We start from the raw sequence: 19835 nt of genomic DNA, 5'->3' as shown, positions 1-19835 counted from the left end.
CAGATGGACTTGATCAAAAAATGGCAACGCACAAAGACGTCAAAAAGGTCGTGCTCGCCTATTCCGGCGGCCTCGACACCTCGATTATTCTGAAATGGCTCCAGACCGAATTCGGCGCTGAAGTCGTGACCTTCACCGCCGACCTCGGCCAGGGCGAGGAGCTGGAACCGGCGCGCCTGAAGGCAGAACAGGCTGGCGTGAAGGAAATCTTCATCGAGGATGTGCGCGAGGAATTTGTGCGCGATTTCGTCTTCCCGATGTTCCGCGCCAATGCCGTCTACGAGGGCGTCTACCTGCTCGGCACCTCGATTGCCCGGCCTCTGATTTCCAAGCGCCTGATCGAGATTGCCAAGGAAACCGGCGCTGACGCGATCGCCCATGGTGCCACCGGCAAGGGCAATGACCAGGTTCGTTTCGAGCTTTCGGCTTATGCGCTGAACCCCGATATCAAGATCATCGCGCCGTGGCGCGACTGGACGTTCAAGAGCCGGACCGATCTTCTGGAATTCGCCGAAAACCACCAGATCCCGATCGCCAAGAACAAGCGTGGCGAAGCGCCCTTCTCCGTCGATGCCAATTTGCTGCATTCCTCATCCGAAGGCCGCGTGCTGGAAGACCCGGCCATTGAGGCACCGGAATATGTGCATATGCGCACGGTTTCGCCGGAAGCCGCACCCGACAAGGCCACCATCATCAAGATCGGTTTTGAGAAGGGCGACGCGGTTTCCATCAATGGCGAACGCCTCAGCCCGGCCACACTGCTCGCCAAGCTCAACGATCTTGGTCGCGACAACGGTATTGGCCGTCTTGATCTGGTCGAAAACCGCTTCGTCGGCATGAAGTCGCGCGGCATTTACGAAACGCCCGGCGGCACCATTCTTCTCGCAGCCCACCGCGCTATCGAATCCATCACGCTCGACCGGGGTGCAGCCCACCTCAAGGATGAGCTGATGCCGAAATATGCCGAGCTGATCTATTACGGCTTCTGGTTTTCGCCAGAGCGCTACATGCTGCAGGCCGCAATCGACAAGAGCCAGGAGCATGTCGAAGGCGAAGTCACGCTGAAGCTCTACAAGGGCAATGTCATCGTCATCGGCCGTGAAAGCGACAAGTCGCTTTATTCCGAAGCCCTCGTCACCTTCGAGGATGACCACGGCGCCTATGACCAGAAGGACGCCGCCGGCTTCATCAAACTCAACGCGCTGCGCCTGAGAACGCTTGCTAAGCGCGATCAGGGCTGAGACTCAACCGCCTGACGGTCAAAACACACGCGGGCCGGCGCTGCAACGCCGGCCCGTTGCTGTTTCGGGGACTATTTGATGATCGGTGTGGCATCGACATCGGTATGCGAGGCATCACCGGCATACATGTTTTCCTCTTCTATCCGGTCCCGGCGTTCACAACGGACAAGCCAGAAATAGGAGCAGACCGCGATTGCCCCCATTGACGGCACCACAAACTGCAAGGCGAGCACGGGCGAACCGATAGCCGCAGCGATAATGCCGGTGACAAGGCCGGACCCCATCTGCATGAAGCCCATCAGCGCGGAAGCTGAGCCTGCGATTGCCGGAAACGGCAGAAGCGCTGCATTCATCGTATAGGGCATGACGAAGGCAATGCCGAAAGCGAAGCTTCCCACCGGCAGCATCACTGAGAGATAGCTGATTGGCAGTGTTTCAACCGAGATCGCGATAGCGGACGCACCGAGCGCGATGAATATCAGGCCGACGCGGACCATGGCCCGCGCGGAGAACCGTTTCAGGGCCAGGCGAAAGACGACGGATCCCGTGAAATAAAGCCCCGTCTGCATCAACATGCCGATGCCATATTGCGACGGCGTTAGCCCCGCAACCTTGATCAGCACAAATGGCAGTATCGAGGCCAGCGCATAGAGTGTACCAACCGCAGAGGCGATCAGAAGCGAGGCGGCCAGGAAATGCGGGCTGGTCACAAGGCGGCCATAGGCCTTCAAAAGCGGAACGGGTCTGGCCTTTTCCCGGTCCGGAACCGTGGTCTCCGACATCATGGTAATGAGGATGGCCGAGCTTGCCGCGCCAAACCCGGCCATTGCCAGAAAAATCGCCTTCCAGCCGAAAACGGAAAGAATGAGGCCGCCCACCGTCGGTGCAACAGCCGGTCCGACCGCCAGCACGATGCCGATCATGTTCATGATGCGGGCAGCGGGATCGCCGGTAAACTGGTCGCGCACGATAGCGCGCCCGACGGTGAGGCCAGCCGACGCGCCGATCCCCTGCACAAGGCGGCCGAGCAGCAGCGAATTGACATCCCAGGCGAACACGGCAAGCAGGCTTCCGATCATGTAGACCGAAAGGAAGCCGATCGCCGTCTTCCTCCGGCCGAAAGCATCGGAAAGCGGGCCGGCCACCAGCATGGCAAACGCAAAACCGCCGAAAAACACCGAGAGCGATAGCTTGATCGCGGCGTCGGTCGTATCAAAGGCAATCGCAAGCGTAGGCATTGCAGGCGTATAGATGGCGAGCGAAAACGGGCCAAGCATGGTCATCATCGCGCCGATAAGACTGGTGCGGCGCTCACTCATCGGTGTCGCCGGCAAAGCGGTATTCTCGGTCATGGTCATTCCGGAATGAGCAGCAAAAAATTACTGCGCATGGTTTTCAGCGCGTTCCGCAGGACTTCTTTTTCATCGTCAGCAAGCTCCTTTTGAACGCGCTGTATCAGCCCATCGGCATGCTGCCTGATGGCGGCGACAACAGCACCGGCCTGCGCGGTGGTGTGAATGCGCCGTGCCCGCCCATCACGTGGGTCGACCCGTCTTTCGATCAGCCCGCATTGCTGCAGCCGGTCGAGATAGCGCGAAAGTGTCATCGGCTCGATGCCGAGTTCCTCGGCAATTTCGCTCTGACGCGCGCCATTCCGAGTGGCTATGCGTGCCAGAGTGCGTGCTTCCCCCGGTGTAATGCCGAGTCCAGCCGTCCCAATCTCGCGCTCGAAGGCCATGCGAAATAGCCGCGCGACATCGGACAACAGAAATCCCAGCCTGTCTGTACCGATCTCGTTTTCCATCAAAGTTCCATGGCTTGAAATTTAATAAGCATTGCTTAGTATTTTATCCCGCAGTCATCAACCCCCTTGTCACGGGGCCCATGATGCCGCAGAGATCGAATGCGCGCCGGAGCGGCGCAAACGGCATGACAACAACAGGACTGACGGCAATGGCAGATGCAACAGATCTCAATCCGGCACTGATGACATGGGACGGTGCCTTGGGCCTGCCGCAATTCGACAGAATTTCGGACGACGACTTCGCTCCGGCCTTTGACTGGGCTTTGACCGATCATCTCCGCGAAATCGACGCAATCGCCGAAAATGCCGCGACACCAGACTTTGCCAACACAATCGAAGCGCTGGAAGTTGCCGGCGATGCGCTTTCGCGGGTGGCTTCGATATTCTTCACCCGTGCCGGAGCCGATACCAACCCGCAAATCCAGGCGCTGGAACGCGAGATCGCGCCGAAACTGTCAGCGCACTATTCGAAGATCGGCACCAACAAGGCGCTGTTCCAGCGGATCGACGCGCTCTGGAACAACCGCCAGTCGCTCGCACTGACCGAAGAACAGTCGATTGTGCTCGAGCGCCACTGGAAGGGACTGGTCCGCAGCGGTGCTCAGTTGGCGGACGCTGAACAGAAGCGCCTTGCCGCCATCAATGGCCGGCTTGCCGAACTCGGCACACGTTTTGGACAGAATGTCCTGGCTGACGAAAGCGAATGGGCAATGTTTCTGTCCGCAGACGACGAACTTGAAGGCCTTCCCGACTTCCTGATCGACGCCATGTCGGCTGCAGCCAGCGAGCGCGGCCGGCCCGAAGCCTATGCGGTAACGCTCTCACGCTCGATTGTGGAGCCGTTCCTCACCCTTTCCGCCCGGCGCGACCTGCGTGAAAAAGCCTTTCATGCATGGGCCTCCCGCGGCCTGTCCGGCGACGAACATGACAACCGGTCCGTGATGAAGGACACGCTTGCGCTGCGCGCCGAAAAGGCAAACCTCCTGGGCTATGACAATTTCGCGGCTCTGAAGCTCGACAACACCATGGCGAAAACCGCAGATGCGGTCGACACGCTGTTGATGGATGTCTGGGAAAAAGCCGTGAAAGCTTCCGGAGATGACGAGAAGGAGCTTCAGACACTGGTTTCCGAAGACGGCGCCAACCACGACATCGAAGCCTGGGATTGGCGCTATTATGCGGAAAAGCTCAGGACCCGCAAATTCGCCTTCTCCGAGAGCGAAGTGAAACCCTACCTGCAGCTTGAAAAGATCCTGGAAGCCTGTTTCGCGGTCGCTGGAAGACTGTTCGGGATCCGCGCCGTCGCACGGACGGACCTTGCCGCATATCATCCCGATGTGCGCGTCTACGAAATCCGCGATGAAAACGACGAAGCCTTCGCAATATTCCTCGGTGACTATTTCAACCGCGCGACCAAGCGTTCGGGCGCCTGGATGAACGCGCTGCGGAGCCAGCACAAACTGCCCTTGCCGAATGGGAAACGCGGCGAATTGCCGATCGTGATCAATGTCTGCAATTTCGCCAAACCTGCAGAAGGCAAACCGGCATTGCTGTCGCTCGACGATGCCCGCACGCTGTTCCACGAGTTCGGGCACGCATTGCATGGCATGCTTTCAGACGTCACCTATCCGTCGGTTTCCGGCACCGGCGTTGCCCGCGATTTCGTCGAACTACCCTCGCAGCTTTACGAGCACTGGCTCACCATTCCCGATATCCTGCGCAGCTACGCCCTGCATTACCGCACCGGCGAGGCGATGCCCGAAGCGTTGATGGAAAAGGTTCTGGAGGCGGCAAATTTCAACCAGGCTTTCGCCACGGTGGAATACACGGCCTGCGCCATTGTCGACATGCACCTGCACACGACCGCCACGCCGCCTGCCGATCCTGTGGCGTTTCAGGATGGTGTGCTCAACGCAATCGGCATGCCCAAGGCCATCGCCATGCGTCACGCAATACCCCACTTCCTGCACATCTTCTCCGGCGATGGCTATGCGGCCGGCTATTATTCCTACATGTGGTCGGAGGTGCTGGACGCTGACGCTTTTGAGGCTTTCGAGGAAGGCGGAAACGTCTTCGATCCGGAAAAGGCGCGGCGTCTGCGGGATGCCATTCTCTCAAAGGGCGGATCAGTCCGCCCCGAAGAGGCCTATCGCGCATTCAGAGGCAAGATGCCGGAACCGGACGCCATGCTGCGCGGACGCGGATTGCTGGCCTGAGGCGGTCTTCAGATCAGGCAAGCCGGCATAGGCAAACACCCTGGCCAGAAAAAACACACAGTAGTGCGTGACGCAGGCCCGACCAGCCATCAAGTCGGGTTTTCAGACCTGACCGATAAAAGCAACTCTTGATCGTAGTCAACGCCAGCGAGCTTCAAGATGACAAGAAGGACAATCAGAACAACCACAACCCAGAATGGCTTTCGGTTGTAGAGGGGAGTTGGCCTGAAACAATAGGAACAGATCTTTGTTCCGAAGCGCAATTGGTAGTGACATGAGCATTTAAACAGCCTGAGATTTTTCAATGCGATACAAATCCGAACAATTTAAGGTTGCGACTGGATAGCACCCTGTTGCTTTGACTGGCCTAACCCGTTGAGTTAACATTTGAAGCCGCAAGCTTGGCTCAGTTCTGATAGGCCGTTTTTTTTAAACACATCATCTAACGCTCAGATATCATGCTTGGTTCCCGGGAAAAACAAAAAAAATACTCAGAACATGTACTTAAGTCGCGACCGACCTTTTGTTGGATGGCACTGAGAAACAGGCGAACGTCTTTCAAAGGCACCGCATTCGCTATACTGACAATCGTATTGAGCTGCGTTCCTGATCGGTATCCTCCGTTCAATTTCGCGAAACATCACAACCTTACCTCTAGGCTCAGGACCTATTAAATCACTTGCGACGTTCTCTTCGTTTTGATTCATTGGACTCGAATGGAGAACCGCAATGAGTGATTTTCCGCTGCTGTCGCAGGCGCAGATGCGCCGGATTGAACCTTATTTCCCGCTGTCCCACGGTGTGCCTCGTGTTGATGATCGGCTGATCGTGAGCGGCATTGTCTTTGTCTTGCGCAATGGTTTGCGATGGCGCGATGCGCCGAAGGAATATGGACCGCACAAGACGATCTATAATCGCTTCATCCGCTGGAGCAGGCTTGGTGTGTTCAACAGGATTTTCGCTGAATTGGCGGCCGAATGCGGTGAGCCGGAACAGTTGATGATCGACGCCACGCATTTGAAAGCACATCGCACCGCAGCCAGTCTGCTAAAAAAGGGGATGTTCCCAGACGTATCGGGCGCACCAAAGGCGGCCTGAACTCCAAGCTGCATGCGGTTTGCGATGGCCATGGCCGACCACTGATCATGCTGTTGAGCGAAGGGCAGACGAGCGACTACAAAGGTGCTGCCCGAATGATAGAATCCTTTCCCAAAGCAAAGACGTTACTGGCCGACAAAGGCTACGATGCCGACTGGTTTCGAGAGGCCTTGGCGGAGCGCAAAATCAAGGCCTGCATTCCATCGAGGGCGAACAGAAAGGTCCCAATAGCGCATGACCGCAAGCTCTACCAAAAGCGTCATAAAATCGAGAACATGTTTGGCAGGCTCAAGGACTGGCGCCGAATTCACACCCGATACGACCGTTGTGCACACACTTTCTTCTCAAGCATATGCATCGCTGCTGCTGTTATCTTCTGGCTATGATTTTAACGAGTCCTGAGCCTAGTGCTTTTTGAAAGATTGTTGCGTCATCCCACTTGCCGTGTTCTCCGCGCGCCCGCTACACCAGTTAACAGTTCACCGAATTCCGCCACTTCAAAATTCCGTGATGGCATACAACATGCATTGAGGCTTTTTTGCGCTAAACCGAAGATTGAAGTAATTCAATCACAAGCGGTTGTACCGTTGTCATTCAACATTTCGGATCGAAATGATATCCGCTATAGGCTTCCCCGACGAGGCCCCGACATCTATGGTATTCTCTCTTCGAGGAAAACATGACAGACCTCAATCGAAAGCGCCTTGTCGTCGGCATCAGCGGTGCCTCCGGCGTGATTTACGGGCTCCGTGCCCTTGACCTGTTGCGGCAGCTCGAGATCGAGACGCATCTGGTGATGACGCGATCTGCCACGCTCACTCTCGGCCACGAGACCGAACTGAGCCTTGCTGAGGTCCATGCCAGTGCCGATGTGGTCTATCAGCCCGACGATGTCGGGGCGGCGATTGCCAGTGGCTCCTTTCGGACAATGGGCATGCTCGTCGCCCCCTGCTCGATCCGCAGCCTCTCGGAAATCGCGACCGGGGTGACAGCGGGACTGTTGACCCGTGCTGCCGACGTCATGCTGAAAGATCGTCGCCGTCTGGTGCTTATGGTGCGCGAGACGCCGCTACATCTCGGTCATCTGCGCGCCATGACTGCAGTGACCGAAGCCGGGGCGATCGTGATGCCGCCGGTGCCTGCCTTTTATGCCAAACCGAAAAGCCTCGATGACATGGTCTCCCAGACCGTGGCCCGAGCGCTCGACCTCTTCGACCTCGACAATGATATCGTCCGGCGATGGGGTGGAGGCGCCTGAACAAACCGAGGCGTCTGAGCGGTGCAGAACCGCTCCCTCTCAGCAATCGGCCTTTCCTTGTCCGGTCGACCGTCATATGCTTTCGTGGACAATCAGCACACAGGCGCGCCAACCCGACACGCCTGCCGCCAGAACAGGATCAATCGCCATGCAGCCCGAAATCCGTGTTCTGGATCTCTCCCAAATCGAAACGCTGCTTGACTGGGCCGCGACGGAAGGCTGGAATCCGGGCCTGTCCGATGCGACACCGTTCCAGGCTGCAGACCGCGAAGGCTTCTTCGGCTGTTTTGTTGACGGCGTCATGGTCTCCGGCATTTCTGCCGTGGCCTACAGCACCGGTTTCGGCTTCATCGGACTTTACATCACCCGGCCGGACATGCGTGGCAAAGGGTACGGCCGGCTGGTCTGGGAAAAAGCGGTGACCTATCTTGGCAACCGACTGATCGGTCTCGACGGTGTCCCCGAACAGCAGCAGAATTATGGCCGCATGGGTTTTGCCGCCGACTACGCCACCGCACGCTGGAGCGGAACGATCGATGCAACACTCTGTTCGGGACATGCCGATAGCCGGACGATAGCCGAAGCCGACCTAGAGGCGATCGCTGCCTTCGAAACCGCCTTCTTTCCTGCCCCCCGCACGAATTTCCTCAGCGCGTGGTTCAAAACCGCCGAAAGTGCCCGGCTGATCGAGAAGGATGGCGAAATCTTCGGCTATGGCGCCGCCCGCAAATGCCGCGACGGCTTCAAGTTCGGCCCGCTATTCGCCAAGACCCCACAAGCCGCCAAGGCACTGCTGGCCGGCCTGATCGCCGATATCGGCAGCCAGCGCGTCGATATCGACGTACCGGTGATGCAGCTCGGCTTCATCACATGGCTGGAAGCCGCAGGCCTCACCCGCGGGTTTGAAACCGCGCGGATGTATTGCGGGACAAAACCCGACCTGCACATCGCCGGCGTCTTCGCCGTCACCAGTCTCGAACTGGGCTGACAAAACAGCGCTTGCGGATCAGTACATAAGTCAGGCAAGGTTCCTGAGCGGAGGTCAGAGAAAAATGACTTTGGTGCGCGAGAGGACACACTGATGCAGGCAAAAAGCGCTGCCGAACAGGAACCCAGGCAATCATGGGAAGTCTACGATGCTGCGCAGCAGGCCGCACTGCAGCCCTGGATCGACATGGAGTGCTTCCAGCTGACAGGCGGAAAACCGGTCAGCACTATGGACACGCTGGCACTCGGCTGCCAGACGGTGGTGCGTGAGCGCCAGCATGCCGCTGTCCAGAAACTTGGCGCGACACCGACAAACCTCTGCACCCTTTCCTATTGCACACCTGCCCCCGGCTTCCGCTTTTCTGAATACGGCCACGGACATGCCGACACCGTGTTTTTCATGCCTGAAAGAACGGAATTTGATCTGTTCGTGCCGAAAGGTGCCCAGACCGTCTATATCCGGTTTGATCAGGACAGCTTTGCGGAGGCCGCCCGCATCCTTGAGCCACAGCACTGGGAACAGGCCCCCAGTCAGGTGCGCGCCTGGCAAACGAAACTAAAGCCAGCCTTCGCAGCCCTGATCGAAATGTGTCTGGCAAAAACAGACAAGACGACCGGACAAACCGGTGAGATCAAACGCATGCACCAGCTCCTGCTACAGGCAGCGCTGGAGATCGCGGCCACATCCGAGCGGCCACATCAGGATAGCGCGCCCCGCCCCGCGCTCTCGCGGGCCGTCAGCCTGTGTCGTCGTACCCGCAACTTTGCGAAAGACTGTCTCGATGCCGACACCTTGCCAACCATGGTGGACCTCTGCGCCCACACCGGCGTCTCCGCACGCACGCTGCAATATGCGTTCAACGACTATATCGGCATGTCTCCCAATGCCTATCTGCGCTCGCTCAGGCTGAACCGGGCCCGCAATGCGCTCACGGTAGCCTGTGGTGATGAGACGACGGTTACACGGGTTGCGATGCAGTTCGGCTTCCTGCATCTCGGACGCTTTTCGCAAGACTACGGAAACGCCTTCGGCGAACCACCATCAGCAACACTTGCCGGCAGGTCCTTGAACTGACCTTGCTTTTGTCAATCCTTGCGTAAATCGGATAGCCGACCGTCCGTCTTCCAACCAGCATCATTTCCGATGCCTGCCCGCAAGCCTTTGATGATGCGGCGGCGGCATCGGTGCGCAAAGACCCAGAGAGGTCAAAGAGGAGATCATGCCATGTGTCATAAATGCTCAACAGGGATGCTCAGCCGCCGCGGATTGCTTGCTGGCGGCCTTGCCGTTTCGCTGGCAGCGCCGCTTGCATCGCGTGCATTTGCACAGAGCGATGAGCCACGCCCGCAAACGGCGGAGGAGGCGCTCGGCAAGCTTGTCGAGGGGAACCGCCGTTATGTGGCGAATAAGCCGGTCAATACGGATCACTCCGCCGCCCGCGTTGCACGCTCTCTCGGCCAGCAACCTTTCGCTGCGATCGTCACCTGTTCGGATTCCCGTGTCGTACCCGAACTGATTTTCGACCAGGCACCGGGCGATCTTTTTGTGGTCCGGGTCGCTGGCAATTTCCTGAATGAAGACGGGATTGCCAGCCTCGAATATGCCGCAGCCGTACTCGGCATCAGGGCTGTCCTCGTCCTTGGCCACACCAGTTGCGGCGCGGTCGAGGCAACCATCGCCTCCATCGAAGACAATGAACTGCCGCCGGGGCATCTGCCGAGCCTCGTCAACGCCATCCGTCCTGCCGTCTATGAAGCAATGGCGGACGAGCCGGAAGATTTGATGATGGCAGCAACGGCGAAAAACGCAGTTCGCAATGCCGAAATAGCGGCAACCACCGGCCCGATTCTTTCGGCCGCCAACGCAGATGGTACGCTTGGTTCGGCGGCAGGCATCTACGATATCGCAACAGGTCGGGTCAGCTTCTTCTAGAAACGGCCACCTCGAACACAGAAAAGGCGGCGACCGCAAGCACGGCCGCCGCCCAGATTTTCGGGAGAGAAAAATCTTCAGCTTCGCGCCTACCAGGCGGTGAAGCCGCCATCGACGACGACATTGGAGCCGGTCATGTAGGAGGAGGCGTCGGAGGCGAGGAAGCGGACCACACCATTATATTCATCGACCTCGGCCTGACGGCCAAGCGGAACGCGTTCCAGAAACGCATCGATGAATTCCTTGTCATATGATCCCGTCTTCACACCACCAAACGAGATGATGTTGCAGCGGACCTTCTTGGGCGCCCAATAGGTTGCGAGATAGCGCGTCAGGTTCAAGAGACCAGACTTCGAAGCGGCATAGGACACGGCCTTGATGAAGGGCACACCGTCACGTTCCAGCCTGTAGGCATAAAGCGCCTGATTGGGCGAGACCATGCCATACATCGAACCGACATTGATGATCGAGCCGCGCTCGGCTTCGGCCATCTTGGTGCCCACAACCTGGCTTGTGAGCATTACGCCCGTCAGGTTGGCATCGATGATCTCGTCCCAATATTTCTGCGGATAGTCCTCGAAGGGGGCATTCTGATCGGCGCCGCCATCCGGCTTGGAATCAATGCCAGCATTGTTGACAAGCACATGTGGCACACCCCAATCAGCGATTAACTGATCGGTTGCCACCTGCAGCGCGGCCTTATCAGTAACCGAGGCCTCATAGACCTTGATGCGATCTTCAAGACCCGGGAATTTTTCCGCGATCTGGGCCTCGGAAAAAGGCCGGCGGGAAAAGATCGCGACCTTGGCACCGGCTTCTGCCAGCGATTTCGAGAACTGGGTACCAAGTTGGCCCAAACCGCCTGTAACGACAGCGATACGACCTTCAACGGAGAACATATTGTCCATGGTTTTCATCCTTTCAGAAGGGGTTTGTTTGAAGTGAACCAGCATCTTGTGCCGGAAACAGGTTATTGCGCTTCGTGAACCGCATCGCCCCCGCCCGGTTCTGTGCGCCGGAAATAGAGGATCGAGCGCACGACGGTCGCGACCAAAATCAGACAGACGACAACGCCGAGGAAAGCCGCAATGGGACGTTCGAAAAAGCCCAGAAGATTGCCGCCGGAAATCTGCATCGACATAATGAAATTGCGCTCCAGAACCGGCCCCAGCACGAGACCGAGAATGACCGGTGCGATCGGAAAACCGTTGCGCTCCATCACATAACCAACGGCACCGGCAATCAGCATGATCCAGACGCCAAACAGGGTGTTATTGACGGCGTATGATCCAAGGAAGCAGCACACCAGGATGATCGGCACGATCACCGAGCGCGGGATCGACAAGACATGGCGGGCAAGCTTGATCGCCACAAAGCCGAGCGGGAACAGCAGCAGGTTGGCGAGGAAAAAGCACATGATGATCGCCGTCGGCATTGACGGGTTTTCAACAAAGAGCCGTGGGCCGGGATTGACGCCCTTCATGAACAACACGCCAACGGCAATGGCGGTGACCGCGTCACCGGGAATGCCGAACACAAGTGCCGGGATCCAGGCGCTGGAAAGCCCCGCATTATTGGACGACGTCGATTCGATCAGCCCCTCCGGGTGTCCGGTTCCGTATTTTTCCGGCGTCTTGGAAAAGCGTTTGCTCATGCCATAGGCAATCCAGGCAGCAAGATCGCCACCGACACCCGGCAATGCACCGACGGCGGTGCCAAGCGAGGCGCCGCGTACAAAGGAAAACGGATATTTCCTGAACAGCCCGAAAATGCCCTGAAACGGCACGATCTTTCCGAGCTTCGGCATTTCTTCGCCACCGCTCTGGTTGGTGGTGAAGCCGCGCAGGATTTCCGAAAAGGCGAACATGCCGATCATCACGGGAATAAAGGACACACCGCCCATCAGTTCCATCTGGCCGAACACGAAACGCGGCGAGCCTGTGGTGATGTCGAGACCGACCGTTGCGATCAAGATCCCGAACAATAACGAGGTGAAGCCGCGCGCAGCATCGGCACCGGAAACCAGAGCGCAGGTCAAAAGGCCGAGCACCGCCAGCCAGAAGAACTCGAAACTGGAGAAATTGAGCGAGACCTTGGCAAGGAGCGGCCCGGTGACCAACAGCACCATGGCGCCGACAAGACCGCCCATAGCCGAGAAGAAAAAGCCGATCGACAACGCCGTGGAGGCCTCGCCTTTGAGCGTCATCTGATAGGATTCATCGGTGTAGGCGGCAGAGGCCGGTGTTCCGGGAATGCGCAGCAGCGTGCCCGGCATGTCACCGGCGGAAATCGCCATCGCCGTCGAGGAGACGATCAGCGCGATGGCCGGCACCGGCGCCATGTAGAAGGTGATCGGTACCAGCAGTGCCGTCGACATGGTTGCCGTCAGCCCCGGCAAGGCGCCGATGAAAAGTCCGTAGACAGCGCCCAGCAGGATCGCGAGAAGCACATCTGTCTGCAGCACTATTGTCAGTGCCTGAAGCAGCGTATCGGCGCTCATTAGAGTATCCCTCCCAGAAGACCTGCGGGCAGTGGCACAAGCAGCCCCTTCGAAAAGCCGAAATAGAGCAGCAGCACCACAGTCGGGCTGATGATCACGGTCACCGGCCATGATGCTCCCATGAGAAGCATCAGCACGGCCATGTAGACGAAGGCGTAGAGCGGAAAGCCAACCGCATGAAAGACGAAGATGCCGAGCACGAGACCGCCAAGCGTCCAGAACGCTGCAGCCTTCTTGCGCCAGGGCACACGCCATTCGGAAAGGTCAATGAGCTTTTGATCGCCGCCGGCGATGAAACCACCCACACTGATGGCGATCCCCAGCCCGATAAAACCGATGCCCACCAGCATGGGCATGAGGTCCGCACCGAAGCGCACGCCCGGGACCGTGGGGAGCTGCATAGCCCCCACGATCACGGCCACTCCGAAGAGCGACAAAGCGGGCCCGGTGATCCGGTCGCTAATTTTCATATCAGTTCACTCCGGCAATGCTATTTCGCCAGACCCAGAACCTTCATGGTCTCCGCAAGCCCTTCATAGTCGCTGTAGACCGTTTGCTTGAAGGTAGCGGAATCCTGATAGGCGACGGAGAAGCCCCGCGACGACATGAACGACTTGAACTCCGGATCGTTGCAGATTTCCTGCAGCGCCGCCTCAAGCGCCTCGACCGTTTCAGCCGGCAGACCGGCCGGGCCGGCAAGACCGCGGAATGGCATCGGCGACCATTCCACGTCGAGCGCTTCGGTGGTCGTCGGGATATCGGGAAACAGCGGGCTGCGCTCATCGGCGATCAGGGCCAGCGTTGCGACCTCACCGGCCTCAACCAGCGAACGGGCTTCGGCCGGGGACGTGGACACCACATCGATCGCGCCGGCAGCAAGCTGCTGCAGCGCAGGCGCCGAACCATCGGATGCCACCCAGATGCTGGCATCCGGGGCAATTCCGAGCTTGTTGAGAAGACCGGCCCAGGCCAGATGCGAAAGGCCGCCACGATTGGCGCCCGATGCGGTGATCGTGCCGGGATTGGCCTTGACGTCCTCGATCAGCGCCTCGACGCCGGCATAACCGGCATCGGCCTGAACATTGATGCCGATGGCATCAGCATTGTAACGTCCGACATAATCGTAGCTGTCAGGGTTGACGCCCGGAAGTCCCTGCGTCTCGTACATCGTGCTTTCAATGGTGATGACGCCGATGGTGTAGCCATCCGGCTTGGCATTGGCGATTGCCGAGTGACCGACGAGGCCGCCGCCGCCAGTGCGGTTGACGACGTTGAAGGGTTGGCCGAACTTTTCCTCCAGATCGGCAGCGACAGCACGCGCGGTAGCGTCGGTGCCACCGCCGGCAGACCACGGCACGATCACCGTGACGGCGCGCTCCGGCCATTCGGCGTGGGCAGCGCCTGCAAGCCCAAGAAGAGCCGCAGCGGCAACCGTGGTGTGGACAAGTGTCTTCAGTGTGGTTTTCATATCTACCTCCCGTTGTGAGTCTTGCTTCGAACCCGCTTTCGCAGCGACCCCGCAATGACATAACACTTGACTTATGACTCATGACATAAGTATTGTCAACACAATGAAGAGGAACGGAACCACATGACGAGAACCGATGTCGAAACCGAAAAGAGCAATAGCGGACTGCTCCGGCGGCGTGAACGCCTGCACTCGGAAGTATCGTCCATTCTGGAAAACCGTATCCTGAACGGCGAACTGAATATCGGCGACCGCCTTGGCTCCGAAAGCGCCATTGCCAGTGAATTCGGCGTGTCCACCCGCTCCGTGCGCGAGGCGATCCAGGTGCTAGAAACCAAGGGGCTGGTGCGCCGGCGTCATGGCGAACGCACCGAAGTTGTGCGCGACGATGTCGATGGCTACCTCGACACGCTTGCCGTCACGGTGCGCCAGCGCTTTTCAACCGACCCCGACTACCTGCTGCAGCTCATGGCCGTGCGCCGGATGATCGAGGCAGAGGTTCTGGAAATCCTGACGGATCTGGAAAACCCGGTCACCCCGGCGGTCGAGGCTGCGCTGGAAGCAATGCAGAAGGCCCGCGACCAGAAAGACTTTTCCGGCTTCGTCAACGCCGATGCCAGCTTCCACCTGGCGCTGGTGCATGCAACCGACAACCAGGTGCTGCAACACATCTATGACAATCTTTCCGGCCTCATCAACGACGTGATCCACGTATCCAGCCGGGTGCCGACAAAATCGCTCGACGAGGCCTATGCCGAACACGCCAGTATTTTCGACCTGATCAGCAAGCGCGACAAGGCCGGCTCCAAGGCGCTGCTGCGCGCCCAGATCGACAATTCCGCAGACTACCTGCGACAGGCGATCGAGAAATCCAACCAGAAAAAAGCCAGAAAAGAGGAATAAAATGGCCGACTTCGACTATTCGGACACCGATTGGGAGGCAATCGAACGCCTGAAGAAATGGTACTCCGGCGACATCCATGACAGCATGGAAGCGCTCGGCCTGTGGGGTTGCCTCGAGGGCATCTCGCTTCTCGGCGCACTCGAACCTGGTGACGTGGTCTGCGGACCGGCTGTCACGGTGCTGTTCGAACCGTCCGACAGGAAGGGCGAACCTCAGGACGTTTACCACAACGCCATCGACAACGCCCCCAAGGGCGGCATCATGGTCTGCGACGCCTCCTGTGCACCGGGCTCCTGCTCCGGTGAACTGATGAGCACCGGCGCCAAGACCCACGGCTGCGCCGCAACCGTCGTCAACGGCACAGTGCGCGATCTCGCACAGGTGCGCTCGCTCGGCTATCCGCTGTTCGGCACCATGCCGAGCCCGATCGGCGTGACCGGCAAGAAGGAACCGAAGAAAAGCCAGGTCCCGCTGCAGATCGGCAAGGCGACCGTCAAACCCGGCGATGTGATCTTCGGCGATATCGACGGTGTGGTCGTGATCGCAAAGGAACACGTCAAGGCCGTCGCCGATCAGGCCGACGCGCTCGGCAAGGAAGAAGCCACCAATCGCGACCGCATTCTGGCGGGCGAAAAGCTGCAGGCCATCTGGCCGGCAGAATAACAAAAAAGCCCCCTCCCCGACTGGCCCTGAAGCCTGCTTTGATTGCAGCTTCGGGGTCTTTCTTTTGCCGGAAGGCACTGCTGCTCAGGCAGGCTCCCCGGCCTACCTCTCGCGCGGGCCGATCCTGTCGGGATCATCTGGAAGATCCGCCACGATCCTGTAAAGCACACCGGTCGGCCGGTATTCGATCCTGGCCTTGCCCTCCATCGAATTGGCAACGATCTCTTCGATCATGCGCGACCCGAATCCACGTTTTTTCGGCGGCTCGACCGGTGGCCCACCCATCTCACTCCAGTGAAAATGCAGCGTGCGGCGATCGTTTTTGACGATCTCCCAGTGGATCGTCACCGAGCCTCCGGGCACCGAAAGCGCGCCATATTTCGTGGCATTGGTCGCCAGTTCGTAAAGCGCCAGCGACAACGCGGAGACCGCCTGCGCATTGAGGATGACACGCGGCCCACCGATCCTGATATCGGCCCCCTTGAACGGCTCCATCACATCCCCGACGAGTGCGCGCAGTTCGGCCGAATTCCAGCCCTCCTTGGTCAGAAGGTCCTGCGCCGTCGACATGGCGTGGATACGCCCGAAAGCGATTTTCTGGGCTTCATCGATTGAGCCAGCAGACTTCAGCGACTGCGAGAAGATCGACTGCGCGATTGCGAGTGAATTCTTGACCCGGTGGTTGAGTTCGCGGGCGAGCAGCTTTCTATGCTCCTCCGCCTCCTTGCGCTCTGTGATGTCCTGGGTAATCCCGCTGACGAACTGGTGACCGTCGGGAGCGCCGGACAGCTGGCCGCGTGCCTCCAGCCAGCGCAGTTCACCATTCGGTGTGCGGATGCGATAGACCATGTGGAGGTCCTGCTCGCCGCTTATCGTGCGCTCCAGCCCAGCGGACCAGTCCTCGAGATCTGCAGGGTCGACAGCCTTGCGGACATCTTCGAGGGTCAACCGGTCGGCGGGTGCCAGCCCCAAATTGGCCTTGGCCTGCGCGGAAACGATCAGTCTTTTTGTGGCAAGCTCGAGGGTCCACGATCCCATTTTCGCGGCTTCAAGGATAAAGCGCAGACGGTTTTCAGAAGCTCTCAGATCCTGGATGCGCTGCTCGATCTGCGTCTCAAGCTCCTCCTGCGAGACATGCATTTCCGCGATCCGCCGACGCTCAGGCGTCACATCGAACTGCGAGGCAAAGAAATAGGTCAGCTTACCTTGATCGTCGAAAACCGGCGAGATCAGAACCCGGTTCCAGAAACTCGAACCGTCCTTGCGGTAGTTGAGCAGGTCGATCTCGATCGGCTCCTGACGCGCGATCGCATTGCGCACCTTGGTGATATCGTCAGAATTCGTGCCGGGGCCCTGCAGGAACCGGCAGTTCCGGCCCAAAAGCTCATCCCGCTCGTAACCTGTCAGCAGCAGGAATGCGTCATTGGCAAAAACCACAGGGTTGTCGGGCCGCGCCGGATCGGTGATCAGCATCGGCATCCGGGTGGTGCGGACAGCTGCGGCAAAGGGATCGTTGGAGGCTGCAACTCGGTGCAGCTCGTGTTCAATCCGGGTTTCGTCTGCCCCGTTCTCGTCTGCACGGGTGTCGTCTGCCTGGCTCTCGCCTGCCCGGCTCTCATCTGATTGGCTCATCGATTACTTCTGACAAAAAAGGTGGGTGAATACCGCACAATAGCCGGGGTCAACCGGTTCTGCTATCATTTTAAAACAGCAAGGAGCATTGGCCCAGGCGTTCTGCGGCATGCCGGCGCAATGACAGAGCATGCCGGCCCTGACAGCCCGACTCCCGGCAAAAGGCCGCAGTTCAGCCACGCCCTCCGGCAGGACCTCTGCGCCGCGGCAGCCCTTTTTCAGGAGTTGCAAACAGCAGACGATAATGCGCGAATATCACAGACATCAGCACCGCAACCCATGCGCCGTAAAAAAGGCCGGCCGAAATGTCGCTTGGATAATGCGCTCCGACAGCAACGCGAGCAAATGCGAAGAAAATCGCAACGCAGGCAAAACCCGGCCCCATCCGGGGAAAAAGCAACGCAAGTGCGGCGAAGACCGCACCTGAGGTGGTGGCATGACCGGAGGGAAAGCTCGCATAGTCATAGGCCCAGCCGCCGACATTGAAATGCAGATCGCCAACGCTTTCGAACAGCGTCGGCCGCGCTCTTCCAATCAGCCGCTTCACCACATTGACCGTCGCACTGGCAAGCGCCACGGTGGCAAACACATATGAGGCCTGATGAACGATGAGGACCGCGCGATATCGGCCAGACACGGTTGAGGACCTTGCCAGAAAAGCCAGCGCAGCAAGTGCGACAACGCCGCTCACGACCAGAATCCAGGGCGCGGTGGTCAGGTCGGTCATGCGCCCGGCGACATCCTGAAATGCTGGCGACATGGCATCGCGGGCGACCGCGACCGGACCATCGAGCGTGGCCAGGAACAACAGAGCCATGGTCGCGGCGGGAAACAGGAACCAGGGCCAGCGGGTCGCAGCAATGGAAAAGGACTTTGCCGCCGTTTTGCGTTTCCAGAAAAGGCGCAGGCCGGATACGGGCTGAGATTGGTGCGTTTCTTTCATCCGCACCAATTTAGGGATCGGCGCCGGTTTGGAAGGACCGGCGCCAAAGGATTTCTCAGACAGCCAGTTTGCTTGCAAAAGCTTCGACCACCGCGTCACCCATGGCCGTGGTCCCGACCTTGCGGCAACCTTCCGCCATGATGTCACCGGTGCGAAGCCCGTCTTCCAGCACCTGGGCAATCGCCGCATCCAGTGCTTCGGCTTCCGCAATCATGTTGAAAGAGTAACGCATGCACATTGCAAACGAGGCAATCATGGCCAGCGGATTGGCAACGCCCTGACCGGCGATATCCGGCGCGGAGCCGTGCACGGGCTCATACATTGCCTTGCGCTTGCCTGTCGCCGGGTCTTCAGCGCCAAGCGAGGCCGACGGCAGCATACCGAGCGAACCGGTCAGCATGGCGGCAACATCGGACAGCAGATCGCCGAAGAGATTATCGGTGACGATCACATCGAACTGTTTCGGGGCGCGCACCAGTTGCATGCCACCGGCGTCGGCGAGCATGTGCGAGAGCTGAACATCGGGATATTTCTCGGCATGAACACGGCTGACGACCTGGTTCCAGAACAGGCCGGACTTCATCACATTGCGCTTATCCATCGAGCAGACCCGGTTGTCACGGGTGCTGGCGAGATCGAAGGCAACGGCTGCGATGCGTTCGATTTCATAGGTGTCATAGACCTGCGTATCGATGGCGCGCTGCTGGCCGTTGTCGAGATCGATGATCTCCTTCGGCTCACCGAAATAGACGCCACCGGTGAGCTCACGCACGATCAGGATATCGAGGCCTTCGACCAGTTCAGGCTTCAGCGAGGAGGACGCGGCCAGTGCGGAATAGCAGATCGCCGGACGCAGATTGGCGAACAGCTGCATATCCTTGCGCAGGCGAAGCAGGCCGGCTTCGGGCCGCACATCATACGGCACATTGTCCCATTTCGGACCGCCGACAGCCGCCAGAATCACAGCATCGGCCGCCATCGCCCGCGCCATGTCATCATCGGAGATCGCGACGCCATGAGCATCATAGGCCGATCCGCCGACAAGACCCTTTTCGACCTCAAAGCCGGCACCGGTCTTCTCGTTCATGAACGCGATGATCTTTTCGAGTTCTGCGGTAATTTCCGGGCCGATACCGTCACCGGGCAGAAGAAACAGTTTACGATGGCTCATGGACGCCTCCCGTTTTG

Annotated in this window: 18 protein-coding genes; 9 read left to right on the top strand and 9 right to left on the bottom strand. The window is 58.8% G+C overall.

Features of this window, described 5'->3' with window-relative positions:
- Positions 1 to 20: 20 nt before the first annotated feature.
- A complete protein-coding gene (locus tag AC0L7L_RS02205; RefSeq protein ID WP_272210032.1) occupies positions 21 to 1241 on the top strand; it encodes an argininosuccinate synthase in 1221 nt (406 codons plus the stop codon).
- A gap of 71 nt (positions 1242 to 1312) precedes the next feature.
- Here AC0L7L_RS02205 and AC0L7L_RS02200 read toward each other — a convergent pair whose 3' ends face one another.
- Both AC0L7L_RS02200 and AC0L7L_RS02195 read right to left on the bottom strand, forming a co-directional pair.
- Complete coding sequence (locus AC0L7L_RS02200; protein ID WP_272210031.1) at positions 1313 to 2593, bottom strand: multidrug effflux MFS transporter; 1281 nt, start codon at positions 2591 to 2593, stop codon at positions 1313 to 1315.
- A gap of 2 nt (positions 2594 to 2595) precedes the next feature.
- The gene (locus tag AC0L7L_RS02195; RefSeq protein ID WP_473511610.1) at positions 2596 to 3045 is read right to left on the bottom strand and encodes a MarR family winged helix-turn-helix transcriptional regulator; all 450 of its coding nucleotides are present in this window, start codon (positions 3043 to 3045) and stop codon (positions 2596 to 2598) included.
- 149 nt (positions 3046 to 3194) lie between these two features.
- Here AC0L7L_RS02195 and AC0L7L_RS02190 point away from each other — a divergent pair, with 149 nt between their 5' ends.
- The 6 genes from AC0L7L_RS02190 (at position 3195) to AC0L7L_RS02165 (ending at position 10537) form a co-directional block, all read left to right on the top strand.
- Entirely contained in the window at positions 3195 to 5261 is a 2067-nt protein-coding gene (locus tag AC0L7L_RS02190; RefSeq protein WP_272210029.1) for a M3 family metallopeptidase, read from the top strand.
- 729 nt (positions 5262 to 5990) lie between these two features.
- Positions 5991 to 6745 (top strand): IS5 family transposase gene (locus AC0L7L_RS02185; protein WP_473511182.1). Its coding sequence is split into 2 segments (ribosomal slippage): positions 5991 to 6324 and positions 6324 to 6745, totalling 756 coding nucleotides; the frame shifts between segments, so codons are not numbered across the junction.
- A 293-nt stretch (positions 6746 to 7038) separates the two neighbouring features.
- On the top strand, positions 7039 to 7617 hold the full coding sequence (locus tag AC0L7L_RS02180) for a UbiX family flavin prenyltransferase (RefSeq protein WP_473511607.1): 579 nt from the start codon (positions 7039 to 7041) through the stop codon (positions 7615 to 7617).
- 148 nt (positions 7618 to 7765) lie between these two features.
- Positions 7766 to 8605, top strand: a complete 840-nt coding sequence (locus AC0L7L_RS02175; protein ID WP_473511605.1) for a GNAT family N-acetyltransferase — start codon at positions 7766 to 7768, stop codon at positions 8603 to 8605.
- A 93-nt stretch (positions 8606 to 8698) separates the two neighbouring features.
- The gene (locus AC0L7L_RS02170; protein WP_272210025.1) at positions 8699 to 9679 is read left to right on the top strand and encodes a helix-turn-helix domain-containing protein; all 981 of its coding nucleotides are present in this window, start codon (positions 8699 to 8701) and stop codon (positions 9677 to 9679) included.
- A gap of 150 nt (positions 9680 to 9829) precedes the next feature.
- Positions 9830 to 10537, top strand: a complete 708-nt coding sequence (locus tag AC0L7L_RS02165) for a carbonic anhydrase (RefSeq protein WP_473511602.1) — start codon at positions 9830 to 9832, stop codon at positions 10535 to 10537.
- An 89-nt stretch (positions 10538 to 10626) separates the two neighbouring features.
- Here the strand turns inward: AC0L7L_RS02165 and AC0L7L_RS02160 are convergent, their stop codons facing one another.
- The 4 genes from AC0L7L_RS02160 to AC0L7L_RS02145 all read right to left on the bottom strand — a co-directional run bounded on the left by AC0L7L_RS02160 (position 10627) and on the right by AC0L7L_RS02145 (position 14505).
- The gene (locus AC0L7L_RS02160; RefSeq protein ID WP_473511599.1) at positions 10627 to 11445 is read right to left on the bottom strand and encodes an SDR family oxidoreductase; all 819 of its coding nucleotides are present in this window, start codon (positions 11443 to 11445) and stop codon (positions 10627 to 10629) included.
- 62 nt (positions 11446 to 11507) lie between these two features.
- Entirely contained in the window at positions 11508 to 13037 is a 1530-nt protein-coding gene (locus AC0L7L_RS02155) for a tripartite tricarboxylate transporter permease (protein ID WP_272210023.1), read from the bottom strand.
- Positions 13037 to 13507: a tripartite tricarboxylate transporter TctB family protein gene (locus AC0L7L_RS02150; RefSeq protein WP_272210022.1), complete on the bottom strand. Its 471-nt coding sequence runs from the start codon at positions 13505 to 13507 to the stop codon at positions 13037 to 13039. The genes AC0L7L_RS02155 and AC0L7L_RS02150 overlap by 1 nt, the downstream gene beginning before the upstream one ends.
- Positions 13508 to 13527: 20 nt before the next feature.
- Positions 13528 to 14505, bottom strand: a complete 978-nt coding sequence (locus AC0L7L_RS02145) for a tripartite tricarboxylate transporter substrate binding protein (RefSeq protein WP_272210021.1) — start codon at positions 14503 to 14505, stop codon at positions 13528 to 13530.
- Positions 14506 to 14628: 123 nt separating this feature from the next.
- Between AC0L7L_RS02145 and AC0L7L_RS02140 the strand changes: the two genes are divergently transcribed.
- On the top strand, positions 14629 to 15408 hold the full coding sequence (locus tag AC0L7L_RS02140; RefSeq protein WP_473511591.1) for a FadR/GntR family transcriptional regulator: 780 nt from the start codon (positions 14629 to 14631) through the stop codon (positions 15406 to 15408).
- A gap of 1 nt (position 15409) precedes the next feature.
- Positions 15410 to 16072 (top strand): RraA family protein, encoded by a 663-nt coding sequence (locus tag AC0L7L_RS02135; protein ID WP_473511587.1) that lies wholly within the window; start codon positions 15410 to 15412, stop codon positions 16070 to 16072.
- A gap of 102 nt (positions 16073 to 16174) precedes the next feature.
- Here AC0L7L_RS02135 and AC0L7L_RS02130 read toward each other — a convergent pair whose 3' ends face one another.
- The 3 genes from AC0L7L_RS02130 to leuB all read right to left on the bottom strand — a co-directional run bounded on the left by AC0L7L_RS02130 (position 16175) and on the right by leuB (position 19818).
- Positions 16175 to 17704: a PAS domain S-box protein gene (locus AC0L7L_RS02130; RefSeq protein ID WP_473511584.1), complete on the bottom strand. Its 1530-nt coding sequence runs from the start codon at positions 17702 to 17704 to the stop codon at positions 16175 to 16177.
- A gap of 172 nt (positions 17705 to 17876) precedes the next feature.
- On the bottom strand, positions 17877 to 18647 hold the full coding sequence (locus tag AC0L7L_RS02125; RefSeq protein WP_473511579.1) for a phosphatase PAP2 family protein: 771 nt from the start codon (positions 18645 to 18647) through the stop codon (positions 17877 to 17879).
- 55 nt (positions 18648 to 18702) lie between these two features.
- Positions 18703 to 19818: a 3-isopropylmalate dehydrogenase gene (gene leuB / locus AC0L7L_RS02120; RefSeq protein ID WP_272210016.1), complete on the bottom strand. Its 1116-nt coding sequence runs from the start codon at positions 19816 to 19818 to the stop codon at positions 18703 to 18705.
- Positions 19819 to 19835 lie beyond the last annotated feature (17 nt).

It is taken from the genome of Martelella sp. K41-7 (genome assembly GCF_055808365.1).
The sequence above is the reverse complement of the archived record's forward strand: the minus strand, read 5'-3'. Positions and strand labels throughout refer to the sequence as shown.